The organism is Neisseria sp. (genome assembly GCF_030527965.1).
In the GTDB taxonomy this organism is placed as follows: Bacteria; Pseudomonadota; Gammaproteobacteria; order Burkholderiales; family Neisseriaceae; genus Neisseria.
The window spans coordinates 62,570-82,307 of the sequence record NZ_JAUMZU010000003.1 but is presented as its reverse complement, the minus strand read 5'-3'; the positions used below and the strand labels follow the sequence as shown (position 1 = coordinate 82,307).

24 protein-coding genes are annotated in these 19,738 nt (G+C 51.8%); 9 read left to right on the top strand and 15 right to left on the bottom strand.

Translation table 11 applies throughout. The features are described from left to right. Window positions 1-14: 14 nt before the first annotated feature. From Q4A84_RS02390 to Q4A84_RS02375, 4 genes are all read right to left on the bottom strand, one after another. Window positions 15-560, bottom strand: a complete 546-nt coding sequence (locus Q4A84_RS02390; protein WP_303087325.1) for an isochorismatase family protein — start codon at window positions 558-560, stop codon at window positions 15-17. A gap of 269 nt (window positions 561-829) precedes the next feature. Further along, window positions 830-2,047 (bottom strand): bifunctional glutamate N-acetyltransferase/amino-acid acetyltransferase ArgJ, encoded by a 1,218-nt coding sequence (argJ, locus tag Q4A84_RS02385; protein WP_303087373.1) that lies wholly within the window; start codon window positions 2,045-2,047, stop codon window positions 830-832. After that, window positions 2,016-3,488, bottom strand: coding sequence for a chloride channel protein (locus tag Q4A84_RS02380; protein ID WP_303087324.1), 1,473 nt, complete (start codon window positions 3,486-3,488; stop codon window positions 2,016-2,018). The genes argJ and Q4A84_RS02380 overlap by 32 nt, the downstream gene beginning before the upstream one ends. A gap of 120 nt (window positions 3,489-3,608) precedes the next feature. After that, window positions 3,609-4,244 (bottom strand): MBL fold metallo-hydrolase, encoded by a 636-nt coding sequence (locus Q4A84_RS02375; protein ID WP_303087323.1) that lies wholly within the window; start codon window positions 4,242-4,244, stop codon window positions 3,609-3,611. 66 nt (window positions 4,245-4,310) lie between these two features. Between Q4A84_RS02375 and Q4A84_RS02370 the strand changes: the two genes are divergently transcribed. After that, window positions 4,311-4,688, top strand: a complete 378-nt coding sequence (locus tag Q4A84_RS02370) for a hypothetical protein (RefSeq protein ID WP_303087322.1) — start codon at window positions 4,311-4,313, stop codon at window positions 4,686-4,688. 54 nt (window positions 4,689-4,742) lie between these two features. On the opposite strand, the gene Q4A84_RS02365 is transcribed toward Q4A84_RS02370, so the two are convergent. From Q4A84_RS02365 to Q4A84_RS02320, 10 genes are all read right to left on the bottom strand, one after another. Further along, window positions 4,743-5,321 (bottom strand): class I SAM-dependent methyltransferase, encoded by a 579-nt coding sequence (locus tag Q4A84_RS02365; protein WP_303087321.1) that lies wholly within the window; start codon window positions 5,319-5,321, stop codon window positions 4,743-4,745. A 1-nt stretch (window position 5,322) separates the two neighbouring features. Continuing rightward, complete coding sequence (gene era / locus Q4A84_RS02360) at window positions 5,323-6,246, bottom strand: GTPase Era (protein ID WP_303087320.1); 924 nt, start codon at window positions 6,244-6,246, stop codon at window positions 5,323-5,325. 150 nt (window positions 6,247-6,396) lie between these two features. Beyond that, entirely contained in the window at window positions 6,397-6,921 is a 525-nt protein-coding gene (locus Q4A84_RS02355) for a hypothetical protein (RefSeq protein WP_303087319.1), read from the bottom strand. A 34-nt stretch (window positions 6,922-6,955) separates the two neighbouring features. Next, window positions 6,956-8,083, bottom strand: a complete 1,128-nt coding sequence (locus Q4A84_RS02350; protein ID WP_303087318.1) for a lipase — start codon at window positions 8,081-8,083, stop codon at window positions 6,956-6,958. Next, on the bottom strand, window positions 8,080-8,739 hold the full coding sequence (locus Q4A84_RS02345; protein ID WP_303087317.1) for a hypothetical protein: 660 nt from the start codon (window positions 8,737-8,739) through the stop codon (window positions 8,080-8,082). The genes Q4A84_RS02350 and Q4A84_RS02345 overlap by 4 nt, the downstream gene beginning before the upstream one ends. Window positions 8,740-8,898: 159 nt before the next feature. Continuing rightward, window positions 8,899-9,555: a hypothetical protein gene (locus tag Q4A84_RS02340; RefSeq protein ID WP_303087316.1), complete on the bottom strand. Its 657-nt coding sequence runs from the start codon at window positions 9,553-9,555 to the stop codon at window positions 8,899-8,901. Window positions 9,556-9,688: 133 nt separating this feature from the next. Further along, the gene (rnc, locus tag Q4A84_RS02335; protein ID WP_303087315.1) at window positions 9,689-10,408 is read right to left on the bottom strand and encodes a ribonuclease III; all 720 of its coding nucleotides are present in this window, start codon (window positions 10,406-10,408) and stop codon (window positions 9,689-9,691) included. A 69-nt stretch (window positions 10,409-10,477) separates the two neighbouring features. Continuing rightward, complete coding sequence (locus tag Q4A84_RS02330) at window positions 10,478-10,726, bottom strand: DUF1289 domain-containing protein (RefSeq protein ID WP_303087314.1); 249 nt, start codon at window positions 10,724-10,726, stop codon at window positions 10,478-10,480. 88 nt (window positions 10,727-10,814) lie between these two features. Continuing rightward, entirely contained in the window at window positions 10,815-11,255 is a 441-nt protein-coding gene (locus Q4A84_RS02325) for a DNA polymerase III subunit chi (protein ID WP_303087313.1), read from the bottom strand. An 80-nt stretch (window positions 11,256-11,335) separates the two neighbouring features. Continuing rightward, window positions 11,336-12,766, bottom strand: a complete 1,431-nt coding sequence (locus tag Q4A84_RS02320) for a leucyl aminopeptidase (RefSeq protein WP_303087312.1) — start codon at window positions 12,764-12,766, stop codon at window positions 11,336-11,338. 108 nt (window positions 12,767-12,874) lie between these two features. On the opposite strand from Q4A84_RS02320, the gene lptF reads away from it, so the two are divergent. The 6 genes from lptF (at window position 12,875) to bioB (ending at window position 17,190) form a co-directional block, all read left to right on the top strand. After that, window positions 12,875-13,987, top strand: coding sequence for an LPS export ABC transporter permease LptF (gene lptF, locus Q4A84_RS02315; protein ID WP_303087311.1), 1,113 nt, complete (start codon window positions 12,875-12,877; stop codon window positions 13,985-13,987). Continuing rightward, complete coding sequence (gene lptG / locus Q4A84_RS02310) at window positions 13,984-15,054, top strand: LPS export ABC transporter permease LptG (protein ID WP_303087310.1); 1,071 nt, start codon at window positions 13,984-13,986, stop codon at window positions 15,052-15,054. Before lptF ends, lptG begins: the two co-directional genes overlap by 4 nt. Window positions 15,055-15,181: 127 nt before the next feature. Further along, window positions 15,182-15,379, top strand: a complete 198-nt coding sequence (locus tag Q4A84_RS02305) for a DUF1737 domain-containing protein (RefSeq protein WP_303087372.1) — start codon at window positions 15,182-15,184, stop codon at window positions 15,377-15,379. Window positions 15,380-15,395: 16 nt separating this feature from the next. Then, window positions 15,396-15,920, top strand: coding sequence for an alpha/beta hydrolase (locus Q4A84_RS02300; protein ID WP_303087309.1), 525 nt, complete (start codon window positions 15,396-15,398; stop codon window positions 15,918-15,920). Then, on the top strand, window positions 15,913-16,107 hold the full coding sequence (locus Q4A84_RS02295; RefSeq protein WP_303087308.1) for a hypothetical protein: 195 nt from the start codon (window positions 15,913-15,915) through the stop codon (window positions 16,105-16,107). The genes Q4A84_RS02300 and Q4A84_RS02295 overlap by 8 nt, the downstream gene beginning before the upstream one ends. Window positions 16,108-16,122: 15 nt before the next feature. Then, window positions 16,123-17,190, top strand: a complete 1,068-nt coding sequence (gene bioB / locus Q4A84_RS02290) for a biotin synthase BioB (RefSeq protein WP_303087307.1) — start codon at window positions 16,123-16,125, stop codon at window positions 17,188-17,190. Between the two features lie 225 nt (window positions 17,191-17,415). Here the strand turns inward: bioB and Q4A84_RS02285 are convergent, their stop codons facing one another. After that, a complete protein-coding gene (locus Q4A84_RS02285; RefSeq protein ID WP_303087371.1) occupies window positions 17,416-18,252 on the bottom strand; it encodes a class I SAM-dependent methyltransferase in 837 nt (278 codons plus the stop codon). Window positions 18,253-18,495: 243 nt separating this feature from the next. On the opposite strand from Q4A84_RS02285, the gene Q4A84_RS02280 reads away from it, so the two are divergent. Next, window positions 18,496-18,786, top strand: coding sequence for a hypothetical protein (locus tag Q4A84_RS02280; RefSeq protein WP_303087306.1), 291 nt, complete (start codon window positions 18,496-18,498; stop codon window positions 18,784-18,786). A 39-nt stretch (window positions 18,787-18,825) separates the two neighbouring features. After that, complete coding sequence (locus Q4A84_RS02275; protein ID WP_303087305.1) at window positions 18,826-19,443, top strand: flavin prenyltransferase UbiX; 618 nt, start codon at window positions 18,826-18,828, stop codon at window positions 19,441-19,443. Window positions 19,444-19,738: the final 295 nt, after the last annotated feature.

The window sequence follows — 19,738 nt, the reverse complement described above, 5'->3', positions numbered from 1 at the left end:
CAGGCCTCAACCTACTAACGGATTAACGCGGAGATTTCTTTAAACGCTTCATGTTTGGCATCTTGCAAAAGCTGAAACAATAAGCTTTCCACATTATTCACCACCGCACCCGCTTCCCGCATCTGTTGCAAAGCATTTTCCTTATTCTGCAACTTGCGCGAAGACGTACACTCAAACGGCACATGCACTCCGATGCCCGCGTTTAACAAATCGAACACCGTTTGCAGCATGCAGATATGGGCTTCCGCACCAATCAAAATCACATTCTGCACCTGCCGATTCGCCAGCTTTTTCTCTATCTCGTTGGTATAGGCCGAAAAGCGGGTTTTCTCAAAAACCGGCGCATTACCCAGCAATTCCGAAATTTCAGGCACGGTTTTGCCCAAGCCTCTCGGATATTGCTCGGTCGCCATCAACGGCACATTGAGCTTGTTCAAGCCTTTGAGCAAAATTCCGCACGATTGCAGCATCACTTCCGACGCATGCAACACCGGCACTATACGCTCCTGCAAATCAACGACGATACATTCCGTATTATTGGCAATTAATTGATTGGCCATATCTTTGTCCTTATCATTGTGTTGTTATTGTTTTACCGGATTATCCGGCGGCTAGCGACAATGCCTGTCTGAAACGTTTCAGACAGGCATTGATTCGTGTTTCCGCATTTTCGGCCACATCCGACGCATAACACCCAATCAACTAAGAACAGGTGCATATTCTAAATGCAAAAACTTAGCCGAAAATTAGCAGCTTTATCTTAAAAATGCAAATTGCATTTATTTAACATCAACAAACCAAACCTACCTGTCTAGCGGCGCAGTTAGTTTTAAGAGCGGTAATCAGCATTAATCGCCACATATTCCTTGGTTAAATCGCAGGTATACACCGCTGCGCGAGCCAACCCCTTGCGCAAATCGATACGCACTGTGATTTCCGCTTCATTCATCACCCGCTGACCCGCCTCTTCCGTATAACTTTCTGCACGGCCGCCATGCTCCGCCACCAAAACATCGCCCAGCCACATTCTGAGCTTATCAGTGTCTACATCCGCGCCCGAATAGCCGATGGCCGCCAACAAGCGACCAAGATTCGGGTCGCTGGCAGAAAAAGCCGTTTTCACCAAAGGCGAATGCGCAACCGCATAAGCCACTTGGCGCGCTTCTTCCCTGCTTTCCGCATTTTCCACTTCGACCGTGATGAATTTGGTTGCCCCTTCGCCGTCTCGCACAATCGCCTGCGCCAGCTCCAGCGCCAAATCTTGCAGAATTGCTTTTAATTGGTCGTAGCGGGGGTCGGCAATATTATCAATTTCGCTTTGCCCGCACTTGCCCGTTGCGATAATCACGAAGCTGTCATTGGTGCTGGTATCGCCGTCTACCGTAATGCAGTTGAACGTCGCATCGGCGATTTCTTGCGTCATCAACTGCAATACCGGTTGAGCAATGTGCGCATCGCAAGCGATAAATCCGAGCATGGTTGCCATATTGGGGCGAATCATGCCGGCGCCTTTGGCAATGCCTGTGGCTTTTACCATATGGTTCTGCCCTACTTTGCCCGAGCGGCTGGCCGCTTTGGGTATCGTATCGGTCGTCATAATGGCGCGCGCGGCGTCTGCCCAGCCGGCAGGTCTCAGACGAGATAAGGCAGCAACAATCTTATCGGCCGGCAAAGGTTCCAATATCACGCCGGTGGAAAAAGGCAAAACCTGAAACGCCTCGCAACCCACTTCTTTAGCCGTCGCTTCGCACACCGCCATAGCCCGCGCCCGCCCGTCTGCTCCGGTGCCGGCATTGGCATTGCCGGTATTCACCACCAGTGCGCGCACGCTTTCCGTTTGCGACAAATGTTGTTTAGCCAGATAAACCGGCGCGGCACAAAACCGGTTTTGCGTGAACACCGCTCCGATGCGGTTGTTCTGCCCCAGCACAAACAGAATCAAATCATCGTGCGCCGCCTTTTTAACACCGGCCTGCCCGATGAAAATGCCAACGCCCTCAACCGCTAATAACTCGTCAGCCCGCTTTTCGCGTAGATTCACTGCCATCATTATTCTCCTCATGTTGTTGTTCTGAAGCTTCTTGCATTGCTGCAGCGGCCTGCGCCGCTTTGGCTGCCTGTTGTGCTGAAAATTCTTCTCTTACACGATGACGGAAACGCATGCCTGCTAAATGGTAAAACGGCTTCGGGCAAAACTGGCGCGAAACCTGCGATGCGAAAATCGAACCGATCAGCAGCCAGAAAAGCAAGTTTTGACTGCCTGTCATCTCCATAACCACCACACTGGCCGTTAACGGCGATTGGGTTGCCGCTGCCAGAAACGCCGTCATGCAGATAAGCGCGATAACATTCGCCCCCACTTCCACGCCGCCCAAATCGGAAATATGCTGACCTATCATAGCACCGATTGTCAGGCTGGGCGTAAAAATACCGCCCGGAATACCGGCCCAATAAGAAAATACCGTGGCCGCCCATTTAGCTACCGCCACGCCGGGCGGCGCATCGTACATGCCGCGCAACGCATCGGAAGCCTGCACATAGCCGGTGCCGAAGGTGGCGCCGTGATAAAGCGTACCCACCGCAGCCAGCAGCAAGCCCATCAGGCCGGCCATCAAAACGGGATGCCGCCGCAACCAGCCGCGCGCCGCGGCGGGAGCGAAAGCATCCACACCTTTATATAAAAAACGGGCAAACAAGCCGCCCGCCACGCCGCACACCAAAGCGGAAGCCAGCACCCAGCCAATCATGTGCGGCAGTTCATGGCCGTGAAATCCGCGGAAATACGGGTTGTTGCCGTCCAACGCAACCAATACGAAACCCGACGCCAGAATGCCGATGAAAATTTGCCGCTCCCAGCGCAACATCACGCCCCTGCTCAATTCTTCAATGGCAAACACCACCCCGGCCAGCGGCGCATTAAAAGCCGCGGCCAAACCGCCCGCCGCACCGGCGGCCAGCAAATCGTTTTCCTGCAAGCCTTTAAACGCCAGATTGCGTTTCTTACACCAGCGCCCCCATTCAGCCATCACCGCTGCACCTACCTGCACCGACGGCCCTTCCCGCCCGATAGACGCGCCAACCAGCATGCCGAGAAACGTGAGCGGAATTTTCAGCAGCGTCCGGCCAAATTTGACCGGCCATGTTTTCTGCGCGCCGTAAGGCAACGACAAGGCCGCCAGCACTTGCGGAATGCCGCTGCCTGAAGTGTAAGGCGCGAAACGGCGGGTCAGCCAGGCAATCAGCATCAGCCCAAACGGCAGCGCCACCCACGCAAACCAAGGATATTGCTGCACCAAGTGTGCGTTTCCCTCTAGGGCAAAATCTGCCATCTTGGCAAATGCCCAAGACACCAGCGCCACCAAAGCCGCCCCAATCAACAAAAATGAAAAACCAATCGTTTTGCGCGATAGGCGGCGGGTTTGCTGCAATTTGTGCGTCAGCGCGCGGTCGGCGCGGCGCCATAGGTTCAAATTCGGTTTGGGTTCCATAGCCTGTTTAACCGGTTGACAATCAACAATGCCTGTCTGAAAACGAAAAATCGTTCAGACAGGCATATTATAAGATAACTCTCCGGAAAAAAGCTGAAGAGAAACGTTTTCAGACAGGCATTATTTCAAAAAAGGATTATGTGTTTTTTCATGCCCGATGGTTGTGGTTTGACCGTGACCGGGAATCACCAGCGTATCGTCGGGCAACTCAAACAAAAAGCGGCGGATGTGGCTGACTAAATCGGCATGGCTGCTGCGCGGAAAATCGGTTCGGCCGATGCTCTCATAAAACAACACATCACCCCCGATCAGCAGCTTTTCTTCCGGTGCATGAAACACCACATGACCGGGCGTATGCCCCGGAATATGCAACACATCAAACCGATGCTTGCCCACCGTTAAACTGTCGCCATGTTGCAACCATCGCTCGGGCATGAACGCAGGCGAAACGGGAAAACCGTAAGCCGCCGTGATTTCCGGCAGGCTTTCCAGCAAAAACGCATCATCCGGATGCGGCCCGATAACCGGCAACGGCCGCTGCGCCGTCATTTCCACCACACCGCCCGCATGGTCGAGATGGCCGTGGGTCAGCCAGATGGCCCCCACCTTCAACCCCGCCTTATCGGCTTCTTGCAGCAAAAACGGCACATCGCCGCCCACATCGGTAAACACCGCCTCGCCTGTTTCGTCATCCCACAACAGTGTGCAATTTTGGCGAAACGGCGTAACCGGCATGATTTTACATTGTAACGACATAATTCTTTCAGACAGGCATCATTGTTAAAGAACGCGATTATATGCCATAATCGCCGCATAACCCAAATGCAGGAACAACCACAAAAACAATGCCTTGAGCCTCATATTCAACCGCATCCCGCCCGTTCGGCTGCAAAGATGCGGAGCGCCCGAAACACTGCGCCACAAACTACCACCATCAAGGTCTGGCTCAGCCAAACTTACCTACGCGTCCGCCATAATCGCCAAAGCCATCAGGAGCCAATCATGACGCAGAAAACCAAACAACCCGCACCACCGGCCGCAACCCGCTGCCAGCGCAGCAAAGAAGCCAAACTCAAAGAATGGCGCACACTTTCCGCCCAACAAGGGTTTGCCAACGAATTTACCGTTTCCGCCCGCTTGGGCGAGCCGGCTTTTACTCAAGAGCAAGCCGACATGGTGGCCGCCCTGTTCGGCAAATAAAAAGCCTGCCTGAACCCTTTTTTCAGACAGGCATTCCAGCCAATTGGCAAACCATCACACCGGCGCCGCTTTCCGCTCCACCGCCAGCAGATAAGGCGGGCAGTTTACCTGATTGATAAACCCATACTTCAACACAGAATACACCTGCTGCGGCAAAGCCGCAGCCCAAGCCTCCACCGCCCGAGCTTCCGCCGCGCCCGCATCGTGTCCCGGATAAAGCACCGCCAGCAAAAGCCCTTGCGGCTTGAGCAAAGCCAACGCCGCCTCAAGAGCACCGACACTGGTTTGCGCCAACGTTGTGCAGCTTTTATCGCCGCCGGGCAACCAGCCGAAATTGAAAACGGCCGCATCCAGCGGCTGATCCACATAGTCGGCCAGCGTTTCATGCCCCGCCAGAATCAGCGCCACCTGAGCTGCCGCACCCGCAGCCTGCAAACGCGCCGCCGTATTGGCCAGCGCCTGCGGCTGTATGTCAAACGCCCACACCTTACCCTCTGCGCCGACACATTGCGCCAACATCAACGTATCATGCCCGTTGCCCGCCGTCGCATCCAAAGCCCGGCCGCCCTTTTTCAGACAGGCATAAAGCAAAGAATGGGCAAACCGCAAAACCGGTGCCAGATGCGCATCCATGCTACAAACCCAGCTCGCGCAAAAAGCGCACATCATCGGCCCAGCCTGATTTCACCTTCACCCACACTTTCAAAAACACTTTGCAGCCAAATAGCTTTTCCATATCCAACCGCGCCTCGGTCGAAATTTTCTTCAGCTTCTCGCCGCCCTTGCCGATAACAATCGGCTTCTGATTTTCCCGCTCTACCAACACAGCAATATGAATGCGGTACAAACCATTGTCTTCCTGAAACTGCTCCATCTCAACATTCATCGCATAAGGCAGCTCCTCGCCCAAATAACGAAACAGCTTCTCGCGCACGATTTCAGTAGCCAGAAAACGGCTGGATTTATCAGTAACCATATCCTCGGGATACAGGGGTGCACTTTCAGGCAAAAAAGGCTTGAGCGTATGCAACAGGCCGGCAATGCCCAAACCGTGCTTCGCACTCACCACTTCCACGCCGGCAAATTCAAACTCGGCACGCACTTGGGCAACAAACGCTTCCAGCGCCGCCGGGTTATGCGTTTTGGCCAAATCGATTTTATTGATAACCAGCAACACCGGCACATGCTTGGGCAGCAAACGCATCACACGGCGGTCGGCCTCGGTAAACTGCATCGCCTCAATCACAAACACCACCGCATCCACGCCGCCCATCGTTTCGGTAACGTTCAGATTCAAGCGCTCGTTCAGCGCATTGCGGTGCTCCGTTTGAAAGCCCGGCGTATCGACAAACACAAACTGCGCCGTATCGTCAGTGTAAATCCCCGTTACCTTATGCCGTGTGGTTTGCGCCTTTTTGCTGGTAATGCTGACCTTCTGCCCGATTAAATGGTTCATCAGCGTAGACTTGCCGACATTCGGCCGCCCCACAATCGCGATAAACCCGCAACGATAACCCTGCGGCGCAGAGGATTCCGACAAAAATTCTTCAATATTCATATAGAGCGTCTTTCAGATAAGCAATGCCTGCCTGAAAACCATTTTTCAGACAGGCATCATAATAGCCCAAATCATCGGGCTTGCTAACTTCCATCATCAAATTAAGCAGCGATAGGCCGTGCCGAATACTCGCAACCTGCTTCAGACAGGCTATTTATCCAACCGCACCAATTTTCCTTTAACCTTGGCGCAAATACCATCGCCATTATCGCAACGCGCCAAGCTGCCGTTGTCAATCGCCTTATTGATATTACCCACCCAATCCGAACGCGCAATTTCCTGATGAGCATATTTCATCATAAACACAGCAGAGCCAATGCTAATCGCCAGCGCCGCAATTAACGCGGTTAGCGCCGTCCACTGCAGCATTTTCAACCTTTTAACCGCCTCGCGCTGTTGCCGCTCCGCATTAGACGCAATCACCGAAAACTCGCGGCAAATTTGCTCAACGCCCTGCTCAAACGCCTGCAGAGGCTTGTCTACCGCGCGGCCAACCGTATCCGCCGTAAACTTTTGAATCCCCTGCGCCGTGCTGCGCAACGAGCTGCCCGCCTCATCCAGAGCATTCTTAGATTTCCAATGTTCCGTTTCAATCAGCTTCTGGCGCTGATCATTTTTTCCTTGCAACAAAACAATGTTTCTAATCAGATTATCGATTTTCTCTTCCAAGCTCATGCCGGCAGCCCCTTATTCAAACATGCAATTTCAATCAGATTTTCATTACCGGCGCATTTTGCTGCCGCAGCTGCTCTTGTTCTCGATCGAAAGCCAAAGCCGCATTGCGGGCGTCTTGTTGCAGTTGCTGGCCAACCTGCGAATCCATCAGGCTATCCAAAGCGGCGAAGCGGTGATCGTCATCATCCGACAACAGCGCAGCAAAGCCGTAATCGGTAAATCCCTGACCCGAAGCATTTTTAGGCAGCGGCTGTGTAATATCCTGCGTTAACGGCGGCAGGTTTTTTTCGGCCGGCTCGCCCGGGCGCCGATCAGGGCTGAAGAAATCAACCACATTCTTAGGCGAGATGCCTAAAATACTGATGCCGATACGGGTATGCTCAACACCCGAACGGTAAGCGTCAATCTGCACTTTGTTATCTTCAGCCAGCTTGCGCGCATTTGGATCGGATAAGATAGAATGAGAGCCGGTAAAATTGCTAATCGAATGGGCAGAAAAAGCAGAAGTAACTGCTGTGCCAACCGTATTATGCGGCAACAGCGCATTGGCAACTTTACTGTTGGTATAGCCCGCGCTAGTCAACATCAGAAGATCGCTTTTATCCGCCAGTGTTACCACTTTGCCGTAATGCGGGCTAGCGGCCGATACGGCATCGGTGGCTTTTACATAATTGATAACTTTGTCGCCGCCTCTAGGCAGGCGGCCGAGGCTGGCTGCGCCGTAGGCATTAAAGGTAATGCCTTCCTGATTAAAATAATGGGCACTGATTTGGGCGAGCGTGCCGCCGAGGGAGTGGCCTGTGTGGGTAATTTTTGGAGTAGGAATACCAAGATCTTTATGCAATGAGTTTGCCTTCTCCATTGCTATTCTGGTTAGTTCAACCGCATCTTTGGCTTGCAGGTTGTAACGGCTTGAAACCATAACGCCATCTACCGCACCATCACGGACAGATTCTGTTCCTCGATGGGCAACAATAATTTCATTGGTTTTGACATCTTGATAAACCGCACCGTAATAACCTGTATTAGAGTTATTGCGGAATGCTAAAACCTTATACTCGTGCCCACCGATATTAATTGTTTTATTCGGTGGAGTAATATCACGTATATTGTAAGCATCTGCGGCAAGGTCTGCATTTTGTTGAACATTTAGTCGATTCATTCTTTAATTCCCTCTAATATAACCATTATAGAAAATAAATCTTTTTGTAAGTCTTTACGGTATTCATTCGGAGAAGCGGTTCCAAAGCTAACCATATCTTTACCATTATATATTGAACCGTCATCATTTTTAAAATAAGGATAGCCTCCTTTTCGGTAATATTTAATCAACGTTTTTTTCTCTATCAAATGCTTCATTAAATCACTAACATTGAATTCCGTCTCTTCAGGCTTACCTGTTGCTTTAAATGAGGTACCAAAATTTTCTATTTTCCAACGACATATTCCTTCGCCAAAATAATCTTCATCTTGCATCGCATCAAAATAAACAACCGTTTCATATTCGTCCTGCCCAATTTGATTCATTTTAGTTTTGATGGTTTTTTCAGGTTTTGCATATGCTCCTGCAACTTTACTAATAAGATACGAACAGTTTTCAGCCTTGTAGCCAACGTACATATCATTTATCAGCTTCAACGGCCCGGGCGCGTCGTTGATTTTGACTTTAATGCGATAGGCTTGCTTGGGGTGGGGATTTAACTGGAAGCGCCTTTCCGTCTGTTCTTGAATACTCATACCATTCTCCGGCTCGCTGCATGCACTCAAATTTGCGATGGATAATAAAGCTACAGTTAATAGGGAAACAATGCGTTTCATAAAGCACCTTTTCTTTATGAATGGATAATTAAGCCGTCTGAACAACATTCAAACGGCTTAATTATAAACTCATTCGGGAAACAGCCAACCTGCCTTTTGCAGACGGCTTTATGCTTGGATAGGCGACTGTAGCGGCATATTGTGAAATGCTAGGCTGATTCATTGTTTAAGCTCCTCAAAAGTAACTGTTATCTTAAATAAATCTTTATATTGATCTGGGAGATAATTAGTTAAAGGCTCTCCAAATTCAGTTGCGCCTACTCCATCAATCCTCTTTTGCATAGAACCATCGGCATTTTTGTAATATGGATATGCACCTTTCCAATAATAGAGAACTAGTTTTTCTTTCTCTATTAGATTTTTCATTAAATCACTAATACTAAATCTTGTCTCTTCCGGTTTACCCGTTGCCTTAAATGATCCGCCAAAACCATCCGGCTTCCATCGGCAAACACCTTGTCCAAAATAATCTTCGTCTTGCATTGCATCAAAATAAACAATAGCTTCATATTCATCCTGCCCGGTTTTATGAGCTTTGTACTTGATATATTTCCTAGGCTCTGTAGAAGCACCTGCAATTTTACTAATAACATACGAACAATTTCTTGCCATATATCGGATATAAATATCATCCATTAACTTCAACGGCCCGGGCGCATCATTAATTTTGACTTTAATCCGGTAGGCTTGTTTGGGATGGGGATTCAGCTGAAAACGCTTTTCAGTCTGTTCTTGAACGCTATCCGACCCGCTGCAAGCACTCAAATTTGCGGCGGATAATAAAGCTGCGGTTAATAGGAAGGTAAAGGGTTTCATAACAGGCTCTTTTTATGAATGAAATAAGGCTGTCTGAAAAAGTTCAGGCAGCCTTATTATAAGCCGTTTGCTTTAAACCATCCGCCCATTCTTGGCGGAGGGCTTATTCTATATTACAGGCGGCAGTTATCGTTTATTTCGCTTTCTGTTTCAAAGGATGGTTGGTTTCCAGCCATGCGTAGGCCTCTTTGGCTGCGGTTTGCTCGGCGGCGCGACGGCTGGAGGCTTGTGCGTAGGCGATAAAGCCGAGTTCGCCCAAATCGCAGGCTATGTCGAAAATGGCTTCGCTGCCTTCGCCCTTCTGCGCTTCTATGCGGTATTTGGGCAACGGCAGGCGGCGCGCTTGCAGGGCTTCTTGCAATAGGGTTTTCGGGTCTTTGCTTTGATGGCTGAAATCGATGCTGCGGATTTTGGCGGCAAACAGGCGGCGAACGGTTTGTTCGGCGGTTTGAAAATCTGCGTCGAAGCTCACGGCGGCAAACATGGCTTCCATTGCGTCGGCCAGAATGGAAGGGCGGTTGAAGCCGCCGCTTTTGAGTTCGCCTGCGCCGAGATACAGGCCGTCGCCCACTTTCAATTCTCCGGCAAGCTGCGCCAGCATGTCTTGGTTGACGAGATTGGCACGCAGGCGGGAAAGTTCGCCTTCGGATAGCCGTGGAAAGGTGTCGTAAAGCATTTTGGCAACGGTGTAGTTGAGGATGGAATCGCCTACGAATTCAAAACGCTCGTTGTTTTTGGCGCTGTAACTGCGGTGAGTTAGCGCACGCTCCAGCAGGGTGCGGTCGCGAAAGGCGTAGGCCAGGCCGCGTTCAATATGGTTAAGTGCGGCGGTTTTGCGTTGGTCGGTTTTCATGTGAGTTCCTGCGAATGCCTGTCTGAAAATGTTCAGACAGGCATGATGGTAAGGGCCGGCGTTGTTGAGTTAAAACGCCAAGCCTTGCTGTTCGGGTGCTTCTTCTTGCGGCTGCGCGGCTTCCCAGCGGGCGAGCCGCTCTTTTTTACGCCGTACAGCAATCAATCGCATCACTTGGTGTTTTTGATCGTCGGTCATCCGGAGCCAGTAATGCCTTTCTTCCCGGCTGCGAAAGCAGCCTTTGCAAAAGCCTTTTTCATTGGCTTGGCATACGCCGATGCACGGGCTGGGAATGGAAAACAGATCCGGTTGATCCATAGATGCTTAACGCAATGATTGTTTGGAAAATATTATTTTAAAAGAGCGCCGTCGGATTCGCAAAGGAAAATCCAATCAAACGGCTCTTTCAGCCTTTGCCTTGCATATTGTGATGGTCGATGGCAAAGCCTTTTTGGCGGTATGCTCTGAAACGCTCGCGCGCGGCGGCCAGATCGTCAGGCGTGCCGCCTACGATTTCCAGCACTCGCTTGGGCGGCACGGGCGCATCACACCAGAAACTTTCGGAAACGTTCAACACCACGGTGTTATCGCTGACGGCAGGCAAGTCGATGCCAAACGCCAGCACCAGCGGCACATCCTCCGGATAGGTGCTGCCCTCCTGCCAGATTTCGTGCGGCAAAAAACCTTCCGGCGGATTGGCCCACAAATCGGCGTCGATACGCGCCATTTGCGCTTCGTCGTCAGCCCACACCAATACCCGCTCGCCTTTCGACACTGCGCGCGCGCTGAGGCGGCAGATGAATCCGGCGCAATCGGCAACATGGGTGTAAAACGTGGCTTGGCTCATAAATGGTTTTCCGGTCGGGATGATATGTTTTCAGACAGGCATTATTGATGCCTGTCTGAAAACGGTTTGGCGACTCTGCCTTACGCTGATGCGGCGTTGCGCAAGAATTGCAGCAAGAGCGGTACGGGGCGGCCCGTAGCGCCTTTTTCTTTGCCCGATTTCCAAGCCGTGCCGGCGATATCCAGATGCGCCCACGGGTAATGCTCGGTGAAATGGGAAAGGAAGGCGGCGGCGGTTATCGTGCCGGCCGGGCGGCCGCCGATGTTTTGTAGATCGGCAAAATTGGATTTGAGCTGTTCTTTATATTCGTCGAACAACGGCAATTGCCAGATTTTATCGTTGGCTTCTTTCGATGCGGCCAGCAATTGATCAACCAATTCCTGATTATTGCCGATTACACCGCTGGCAACGTGGCCCAACGCTATGATGCAGGCGCCGGTCAGCGTAGCCACGTCGATAACCGCTTTGGGTTTGAATTGCTGCTCGACATAAGTCAACGCGTCGCACAAAACCAAACGGCCTTCGGCATCGGTGTTGAGGTTTTCGATGGTGGTGCCGTTCATCGATTTGACTACGTCGCCCGGTTTGGCTGCAGCGGCGTCGGGCATGTTTTCACAAGTGGCAACCACGGTAATCAGGTTAATCGGCAGCTTGGCTTTTACAGCGGCAACAAACGCACCGATAACGCTGGCGGCACCGCACATATCAAACTTCATTTCATCCATCGCTTCGCCGGGTTTGAGCGAGATGCCGCCGCTGTCGAAGGTCAGGCCTTTGCCCACCAGCACAATCGGCGCGGCGTTTTTATCGGCGGCGCCGAACCAGCTCAATTCCAGCAATTTCGGCTCTTGCACGCTGCCCTTGGCCACGCCCCAAAACGAAGGCATGTTTTTTTCAATGTAGTCGCGACCGAGTATTTTGCCTTGCGCACCGAGTTTTTCGGCTTCGGCTTTGGCGGTTTCGGCCAGATAAGTCGGCGTGCAGACATTCGGCGCGGTATTGCCCAAATCTTTGCAGAGGTTCATACCGTACACCAAAGCAGAGGCGGCTTCCGCGGCAGCCTGCACTTTATCCGCAGCTTGCGGGTGGAAAAACGTTACCGAAGCGAGCTTGGCCGGTTTGGCTTCTTTTTTAAAGCGGTCGAAACGGTAAACCGCCTGCCCCGCCGCCTGCACGAACACGCTCGCAAATAAAACCGCAGCCGCTTCGTCTAAAGCAGCCAAGCAAACATTTACCTTTTCTTGCTTTTGCGCCCAAGCCGCCGCTTCGGCAGCGGCTTTTTCCATTGCCTGACGCTCAGTTTCCGCCAGCCGAATCACGGCCAACGCTTTCAAAGCGCCGTTTTCCACGGCCTGCGCGGCGGTAAAGCTTTCGCCTTCTTCCAATGCGTCGCACAGTAAAATGGCGGCAGGTTCCGCATTATTGGCGCAGCAGGGGGCGTCGTTTGTGCAAACATAAAGCGCGGCGGCGCTATCCGGCTGCAATTTTTCGGCTTTTGTGCTAAATTCCACGTTCGTCTCCTAATTTTTTCAGACAGGCATTGTGTTAGTCTGAAGCTTAAAATAAATAAAGCAGAAAGATTTGATTGTACTCCAATCGAGCCTGTCTGAAACCCCGACATGATTTATCAGCGACATTTTATTAAAGAACTCACCCTGACCGCCATGGGCATTTTCATCGTGCTCCTGGCGATTTTGGTATCAACGCAAGCCATCAACCTGCTCGGCCGCGCCGCCGACGGCCGGGTTGCCGTGGATGCGGTGGCCGCCCTCATCGGCTTCTGGACCTTGGGCATGACCCCGCTTTTATTGGTGCTCACCGCCTACATCAGCGTGCTGACCGTGCTGACCCGCTACTGGCGCGACAGTGAAATGTCGGTTTGGCTTTCCTGCGGTTTGGCTTTGAAACAATGGATTCGGCCAGTTATGCAGTTTGCCGTGCCGTTTGCCATTTTAATTGCCGTTATGCAGCTTGCCGTTTTACCGTGGGCAGAACTGCGCAGCCGCGAATTTGCCGAAATTCTCAAACAGAAGCAGGAGCTTTCGCTGGTGGAGCAAGGCGTGTTCCGCGCACTGGGCAAAAGCAACGGCCGCGTTTATTTCGTTGAAAAATTCGATGCCGATTCCGGCGTGATGAAAAACCTGTTTCTGCGCGAACGCGACGACAAAGGACGGGAAAGCATCGTGTTTGCCAAAGAAGGCACTTTCTCTCTGAAAGACAACAAACGCACGCTGGAATTGAGCAACGGCTACCGTTACAACGGCACTGCCGGCAAGGCCGACTGGAACGAGGTTTCTTTTCAGCATTTAGGCCTCATCATCAGCACCACACCGAAAATCATCAACCCCATCGACCACCGCCGCACCATTCCGACGATGAAACTTTTCGGCAGCGATAATCCGCAATACCGCGCCGAATTGATGTGGCGGCTGAGCCTGCCCGTTTCCGTTTTGCTCTTGTGCATGCTCGCCGTGCCTTTGTCTTATTTCAATCCGCGCACCGGCCACACTTACAACATTCTGTTTGCCATTGGCTTTTTCCTGATTTACCAAAACGGCCTGACCTTCCTGCGCAACGCGGTGGAAGACGGCAAAATCCATTTCTGGCTCGGTCTGCTGCCGATGCACCTAATGATGTTGGCCGCCGCCGTTATCCTGCTGCGCATCCGCTCGATGCCTGCCCAGCCGTTTACCCAAGCCCTGAAAGCCGCGCTGAAAGGCGGTGCCCGATGAAGCTGATTAACCGCTATCTGATTAAGCAGCTGACCGTAATGTCGGCCTACGCCCTCCTTGCCTTGCTTGCGCTCTATAGCTTTTTCGATATCATCAACGAAATCGGCGATATGGGCAAAGGCAGCTACGGTGGCATGAAGATGATGCAATACGTTATTCTGCAAATCCCCGCCCATGCTTACGAGCTGATGCCGCTGGCCGTATTAATCGGCGGCTTGATTGCGCTGAGCCAGCTTGCTGCCAACAGCGAGCTGACCGTCATCAAAACCAGCGGCATGAGCACGCGCAATCTGCTGACCATTTTGCTTCAGTTCGGCCTGATTTTCGCCTTGGTAACCATTTTACTGGGCGAATTTGCCGCGCCGGGCGCCAGCCAGTATGCAGAAAATATGAAAAACACCGCCACCAGCGGCAAAATCAGCACCGGCTCGCAAGGCTTATGGGTGAAAGAGCGCAACGATATCATCAACGTCGGCGAAATGCTGCCCGACCGCACATTGCGCAACATCAAAATCTATCGGCATAACGACCAGTTTCGCCTCACCGAAAGCCTGCAAGCCGAATCCGCCCGCATCGACAACGACGGCACATGGACGCTGCACAACATCCAACGCAGCCTGATTGGCTCCGACAGCGTGCGCACCGCCACCGCGGCCGAAGAAAAATGGCAAAGCGGCCTCAAAAGCAGCCTGCTCAACGTATTACTGGCCGATCCGGCCAAAATGTCGCTCAGCTCGCTCACCACTTACATCAACCACCTGAAATCCAACAGCCAGCAAATTCAAAGCTATCAGATTGAATGGTGGCGCAAGCTGATGTATCCGGTGGCCGCCGCCGTGATGGCGCTGGTGGCTTTTGCCTTCACACCGCAATCAACGCGCAACGGCAATATGGGGCTGAAACTGTTCGGCGGCATCTGCCTCGGCTTGGCCTTCCATTTCGCCGGCCGCCTGTTTGGCTTTACCAGCGAGCTATACGGCGTGCCCCCTTTCCTCGCCGCCATCTTGCCTACCGCCATTTTCGCCACATGGGCGGTCTATCTCATCCGCAAGCAAGAAAAACGCTGATTAATGCTAATGCCTGTCTGAAACACAAAAACCTTTTTCAGACAGGCATTTCAAGCCACTTTTTATCCTTTCCAGACAAGCCATGCCGCAAACCAAAGCCTGTCTGAAAAGCAAACGGAGACAAACCATGAAAGTGTACCGCATGCTAACCGGCCCCGACGATTCAACGTTTTGCCGCAGAATAACCGAAGCACTGCAAAAAGGCTGGGAATTGCACGGCAGCCCAACCATGACCCACAACGGAACCAGCATCTGGGTAGGCCAAGCCATCGTCAAAGAAATCGGCGATAGCTACGAGCCCGAAAAACCGTTGCGCGATTACTAAATGCCTGCCTGAAATCATGAAACCGGGCGACTTGGAAGATTTAACCCTACTGCTGATACGCGATGCCGACGAAGCGGATATGTGGATAGACCGCTGGGCACTCAGCTATCCAATAACCGAACGCGCCGAATGCGCCGCCACGCAGCCGCTTGCCGAACAGCAAAGCCACGTGGCGCAAGCATTTGCCCGCATCCATAGCGAAAGCATTATGGTTGTGGCTCACGGCGCGGGCGCCGCCGCCTTCATGGCATGGTACGGCACGCTCGGCATGCTGGCGCAACGCCGCATCAAAGGCGTGATTCTGGCCGCACCGCCGCAAGCCGCCTGCCAACACAACGCCGTGCGCTACGTCCGCCTCATGTGCAACAAAGCCGCATTGGTTGTCGGGCAAAATAGCGGCGAGCCGCAAAAATGGGCGGCCGAACAAGCCTCATTATGGGGCGCCCGCCTGCTGGTATCGCCGCACCCCGGCCACTTAAACGGCGCACTCGGCGGCTGGCAATGGGGCATGAAACTCATGCAAGAAATGCTGCTTGCCTAACCTCATCCCAACCGCAACGCCTTATTTTCAGACAAGCATTCTCAAAAATCCCACCCAATCCAGCCATTGCCCGCAAGCGGCAAACCCGCTAAACTTGCCACACCGTTTTACGTTTTACCCAACCGCTGCCCCAGTCATTGCGCCTGCGGCGGCACGTCAGCGTCATTGCGCCGCTGCAAACCTTTAAAGAAAGTATGAAATCATGACTGTCTCACCCATTGCCTTGCGCCGCAAAACCGAGCGCAAGCCGCACCAAACCGCCCAATATTGGCGCAAATGCCAGATTGAAGAACTATTCGCCCTACCGTTTCTCGATTTGGTATACAAGGCCGCCGAAATCCACCGCCAACATTTCAACCCGCAGGAAATCCAACTTTCCACCCTGCTTTCCATCAAAACCGGCGGCTGTCCCGAAGATTGCGAATATTGCCCCCAATCGGCGCACTACAACACCGGCTTGGAAAAATCGCGCATGATGGACGTCGAAGAAATCGTTGAAAAAGCCAAAATCGCCAAAGCCCGCGGTGCCAGCCGCTTCTGCATGGGCGCCGCATGGCGCGGCCCGAAGCCGAAAGACGTCGCCACCGTCAGCGAAATCATCAAAGAAGTTAAAGGGCTGGGCTTGGAAACCTGTGGCACCTTCGGCATGTTGGAAGACGGCATGGCCGAAGATTTAAAACAAGCCGGGCTGGATTATTACAACCACAACCTCGACACCGACCCCGATCGCTACAACGACATCATCCACACCCGCCGTCATGAAGACCGCATGGATACGCTGGGTAAAGTGCGCGGCGCAGGCCTGAAAGTGTGCTGCGGCGGCATCGTCGGCATGAACGAAACCCGCCCGCAGCGCGCCGGCCTCATCGCCAGCCTGGCCAACCTCGACCCGCAGCCGGAGAGCGTGCCGATTAACCAACTGGTCAAAGTCGAAGGCACGCCGCTGGCCGATGCCGAAGACTTGGATTGGACCGAATTCGTGCGTACCATCGCCGTGGCTCGCATCGCTATGCCCCGCAGCTACGTTCGCCTCTCGGCCGGCCGCAGCAATATGCCCGAAGCCATGCAGGCCATGTGCTTTTTGGCCGGTGCCAATTCGATTTTCTACGGCGACAAACTCTTAACTACGGAAAACCCCGAAGAAGACGGCGACCGCCTCCTGATGCACAAATTAGATTTGTACCCGTTGCGCTTTGAAACAGAAAACGAATACCAAGCTGCCCAAACTCAAGCCGAAACCGCGCAACAGCGCATTCGGGTAGATGGTTAGATAAAACCCTATCATTGCGTACAAGCAGCCTGCATCAAAATGAATGAATAGAATTTCATTTAAAGTCAAAAAGCCGATGCCTGTCTGAATATTTTCAGACAGGCATCGGCTTTAAAAACAATTGTCAAATCATACAATCAACAATCGCCAATCTAAGCGGGTCGCTTTTTAAAAATCATTCCTGCTTCAGCAAACCCGCTCGCAAAACAACACGATGCCATCATATCAAGCGTTTCTCACACAATCCAATCGAATGGTCGGAAAATCAAGATTCCGCCGCCCCCATCCTGTACTGTAAAGCAATCTAAGAAGGAACGGATAACGCGGCATGCAGACACTACTTAGAAAATGCTTCGCAGTCAGTTTCCAGCCCTGCTGCCATTGCTCGATTTCAAGCGGATCTTTCAGCCCCCATTTGAATTCAGGCCGCTTATCCTCGCTTAATTTCTTAAGAGCATCATGACGCTTGGCTTTTCCTATCGCCATTTTCGGCAGAATATCGGCCACCACGGAAACCTGAGGAAACTTACCGGCTATCTTACCCAGCAACCCCTTAACCTCCGCTTCATCAAAATACATCAACACCCCCTCAAACACAGCCAAAACCGGCTTGCCATGAGATGCCACCGTGTCCATCCAACTTTCGTCAAACATCGAACAGCTCAAATAATGATTACCGGCTTCCGGCAGCAGCTTACGGCGCACATCGATAACCTCGGGCAAATCCAAGTCATACCAAACCACACCTTGCGGCCTGCCCAGCCTTTCAAAACGCGCATCCAATCCCGCCCCGATTTGTACCACCACGCAATCGGGGGTTTCTTCGATAAAACGGCGCGTTTCTTTATCAATCAGGCCCGCCCTTCCGCAGCAGCCCACTTGACTGGCTTTGGCCGAAGCAAACTCGTCGAAATCATAATCGATTAACGCCATCATCCTAACCGCTTCTGCATCGCGCAACAGCGCATCCGGCCGATTATATTCCACCGCTTTGGCCCACAAAGGAATCAACAATGTAGACGACAACCCGCTTATCTTATCAGGCGACACTTTGTTTTCCATCATACCCTCCGGTATTTCGATTAAATAATAATGATTATGATAACTCATTAACCAATAAACATAAAGTATTGTAAAAACAAAAGGAAATATAAAACATCATAGCCTAATTGCTATTTCTCATGCAGATTGAAAGCGAAAAATCATTTCTGTCTTAAAAAATCATTTCTGTCTTAAAAGCTGAAGAATGTTCAGACAGGCATTTATTCGTTAAAATTATTTTTTTATTCATCTTATCCATTACTCATGAACACTGCCTCCGACACACGGGTTTGGCAACATTGGCTGATTGTCTGCCTTATTCCGCTGCTAACCATCGCCTATTTTTCCGTCAACCCGGCACAAACGCCGTCCAAACATCTGCTCAACGGCATTATTTTGGCCTGCGAATGCACTTTTTTATTCAAATACGTGTTATTCAAAGTGCTGGCCGCCCATTTGAAAAAACAAACCGCGCTCAAAAAGCGGTTGCAATGGCTCTTTATTCCGCTGGTTTTATCGATTGCCTACACCTGCCATTATTTTGGCCTATTCTAAATTACTGTATAATCAGAGCTTTCCAAATAACTTGTGCACATGACTCCAAGCAGCCCCATTCAAACCGTTACCTTAGCCTTCACCGGCGCATCCGGCCTGCCCTACGGCATGCGCCTGCTCGAATGCCTGCTGAAAGCCGAAAAAACCGTTTGGCTGCTTTATTCCCAAGCGGCTCAAGTGGTGGCGCAACAAGAAATGGGCATCACGCTGCCCGGTAACCCGCAAGCCTGCCGCGAAATGCTTTGCCAACGTTTTCAAATTTCGCCTGAAAAACTGCGCGTCTTCGGCAAAGACGAATGGTTTGCCCCGCCCGCTTCCGGCACCAATCCGGCCGATGCCATGATTATCTGCCCCGCCAGCATGGGCGTGGTAGCCGCCGTGGCGCACGGCACGTCCGACCACCTTATCGAACGCGCGGCCGATGTTGCCCTGAAAGAGCGCCGCCCTTTGATCATCGTGCCCCGCGAAACGCCTTTTTCCGCCCTACATCTCGAAAACTTGCTCCGCTTATCTCAGCTCGGCGCCGTTATCCTGCCGCCTTCGCCGGGTTTCTACCACCATCCGCAAACCTTAAACGACCTCGTCGATTTCGTTGTCGCAAGAATTCTCGATCAATTGAGTATTCCACACACTCTTATGCCAAAATGGGGGGGATAAATGGACGGATTACGCGAATTTATTGCAATGATTGTGACATTCGTAAAATGGATATTGACAATCCTAGGCAAGCTGTTTTAATCTTGAACCCACTTTTCCGGTTTCAAACCTCAAGCGAAATTTTTATGAATACCTTGCGCACAAACATTTTTTCTTATTGGTACCGCCCAAACGCGCGGTGCCTGTTTGTGCTTGTCTGAAAACAGATTGAAAACAAACCCAACCGCCCGTACAACCACAGGCGGTTTTTTGTTTTCCCTGAAAAATCCAACGGCCGCCGCTTAACAAACCTGCA

Coding starts and splice junctions, on each gene's coding strand:
- Q4A84_RS02390 (WP_303087325.1), bottom strand. CDS start 560: ATGGCCAATCAATTAATTGCCAATAATACGGAATGTATCGTCGTTGAT.
- argJ (WP_303087373.1), bottom strand. CDS start 2,047: ATGGCAGTGAATCTACGCGAAAAGCGGGCTGACGAGTTATTAGCGGTT.
- Q4A84_RS02380 (WP_303087324.1), bottom strand. CDS start 3,488: ATGGAACCCAAACCGAATTTGAACCTATGGCGCCGCGCCGACCGCGCG.
- Q4A84_RS02375 (WP_303087323.1), bottom strand. CDS start 4,244: ATGTCGTTACAATGTAAAATCATGCCGGTTACGCCGTTTCGCCAAAAT.
- Q4A84_RS02370 (WP_303087322.1), top strand. CDS start 4,311: ATGCAGGAACAACCACAAAAACAATGCCTTGAGCCTCATATTCAACCG.
- Q4A84_RS02365 (WP_303087321.1), bottom strand. CDS start 5,321: ATGGATGCGCATCTGGCACCGGTTTTGCGGTTTGCCCATTCTTTGCTT.
- era (WP_303087320.1), bottom strand. CDS start 6,246: ATGAATATTGAAGAATTTTTGTCGGAATCCTCTGCGCCGCAGGGTTAT.
- Q4A84_RS02355 (WP_303087319.1), bottom strand. CDS start 6,921: ATGAGCTTGGAAGAGAAAATCGATAATCTGATTAGAAACATTGTTTTG.
- Q4A84_RS02350 (WP_303087318.1), bottom strand. CDS start 8,083: ATGAATCGACTAAATGTTCAACAAAATGCAGACCTTGCCGCAGATGCT.
- Q4A84_RS02345 (WP_303087317.1), bottom strand. CDS start 8,739: ATGAAACGCATTGTTTCCCTATTAACTGTAGCTTTATTATCCATCGCA.
- Q4A84_RS02340 (WP_303087316.1), bottom strand. CDS start 9,555: ATGAAACCCTTTACCTTCCTATTAACCGCAGCTTTATTATCCGCCGCA.
- rnc (WP_303087315.1), bottom strand. CDS start 10,408: ATGAAAACCGACCAACGCAAAACCGCCGCACTTAACCATATTGAACGC.
- Q4A84_RS02330 (WP_303087314.1), bottom strand. CDS start 10,726: ATGGATCAACCGGATCTGTTTTCCATTCCCAGCCCGTGCATCGGCGTA.
- Q4A84_RS02325 (WP_303087313.1), bottom strand. CDS start 11,255: ATGAGCCAAGCCACGTTTTACACCCATGTTGCCGATTGCGCCGGATTC.
- lptF (WP_303087311.1), top strand. CDS start 12,875: ATGATTTATCAGCGACATTTTATTAAAGAACTCACCCTGACCGCCATG.
- lptG (WP_303087310.1), top strand. CDS start 13,984: ATGAAGCTGATTAACCGCTATCTGATTAAGCAGCTGACCGTAATGTCG.
- Q4A84_RS02305 (WP_303087372.1), top strand. CDS start 15,182: ATGAAAGTGTACCGCATGCTAACCGGCCCCGACGATTCAACGTTTTGC.
- Q4A84_RS02300 (WP_303087309.1), top strand. CDS start 15,396: ATGAAACCGGGCGACTTGGAAGATTTAACCCTACTGCTGATACGCGAT.
- bioB (WP_303087307.1), top strand. CDS start 16,123: ATGACTGTCTCACCCATTGCCTTGCGCCGCAAAACCGAGCGCAAGCCG.
- Q4A84_RS02285 (WP_303087371.1), bottom strand. CDS start 18,252: ATGGAAAACAAAGTGTCGCCTGATAAGATAAGCGGGTTGTCGTCTACA.
- Q4A84_RS02280 (WP_303087306.1), top strand. CDS start 18,496: ATGAACACTGCCTCCGACACACGGGTTTGGCAACATTGGCTGATTGTC.
- Q4A84_RS02275 (WP_303087305.1), top strand. CDS start 18,826: ATGACTCCAAGCAGCCCCATTCAAACCGTTACCTTAGCCTTCACCGGC.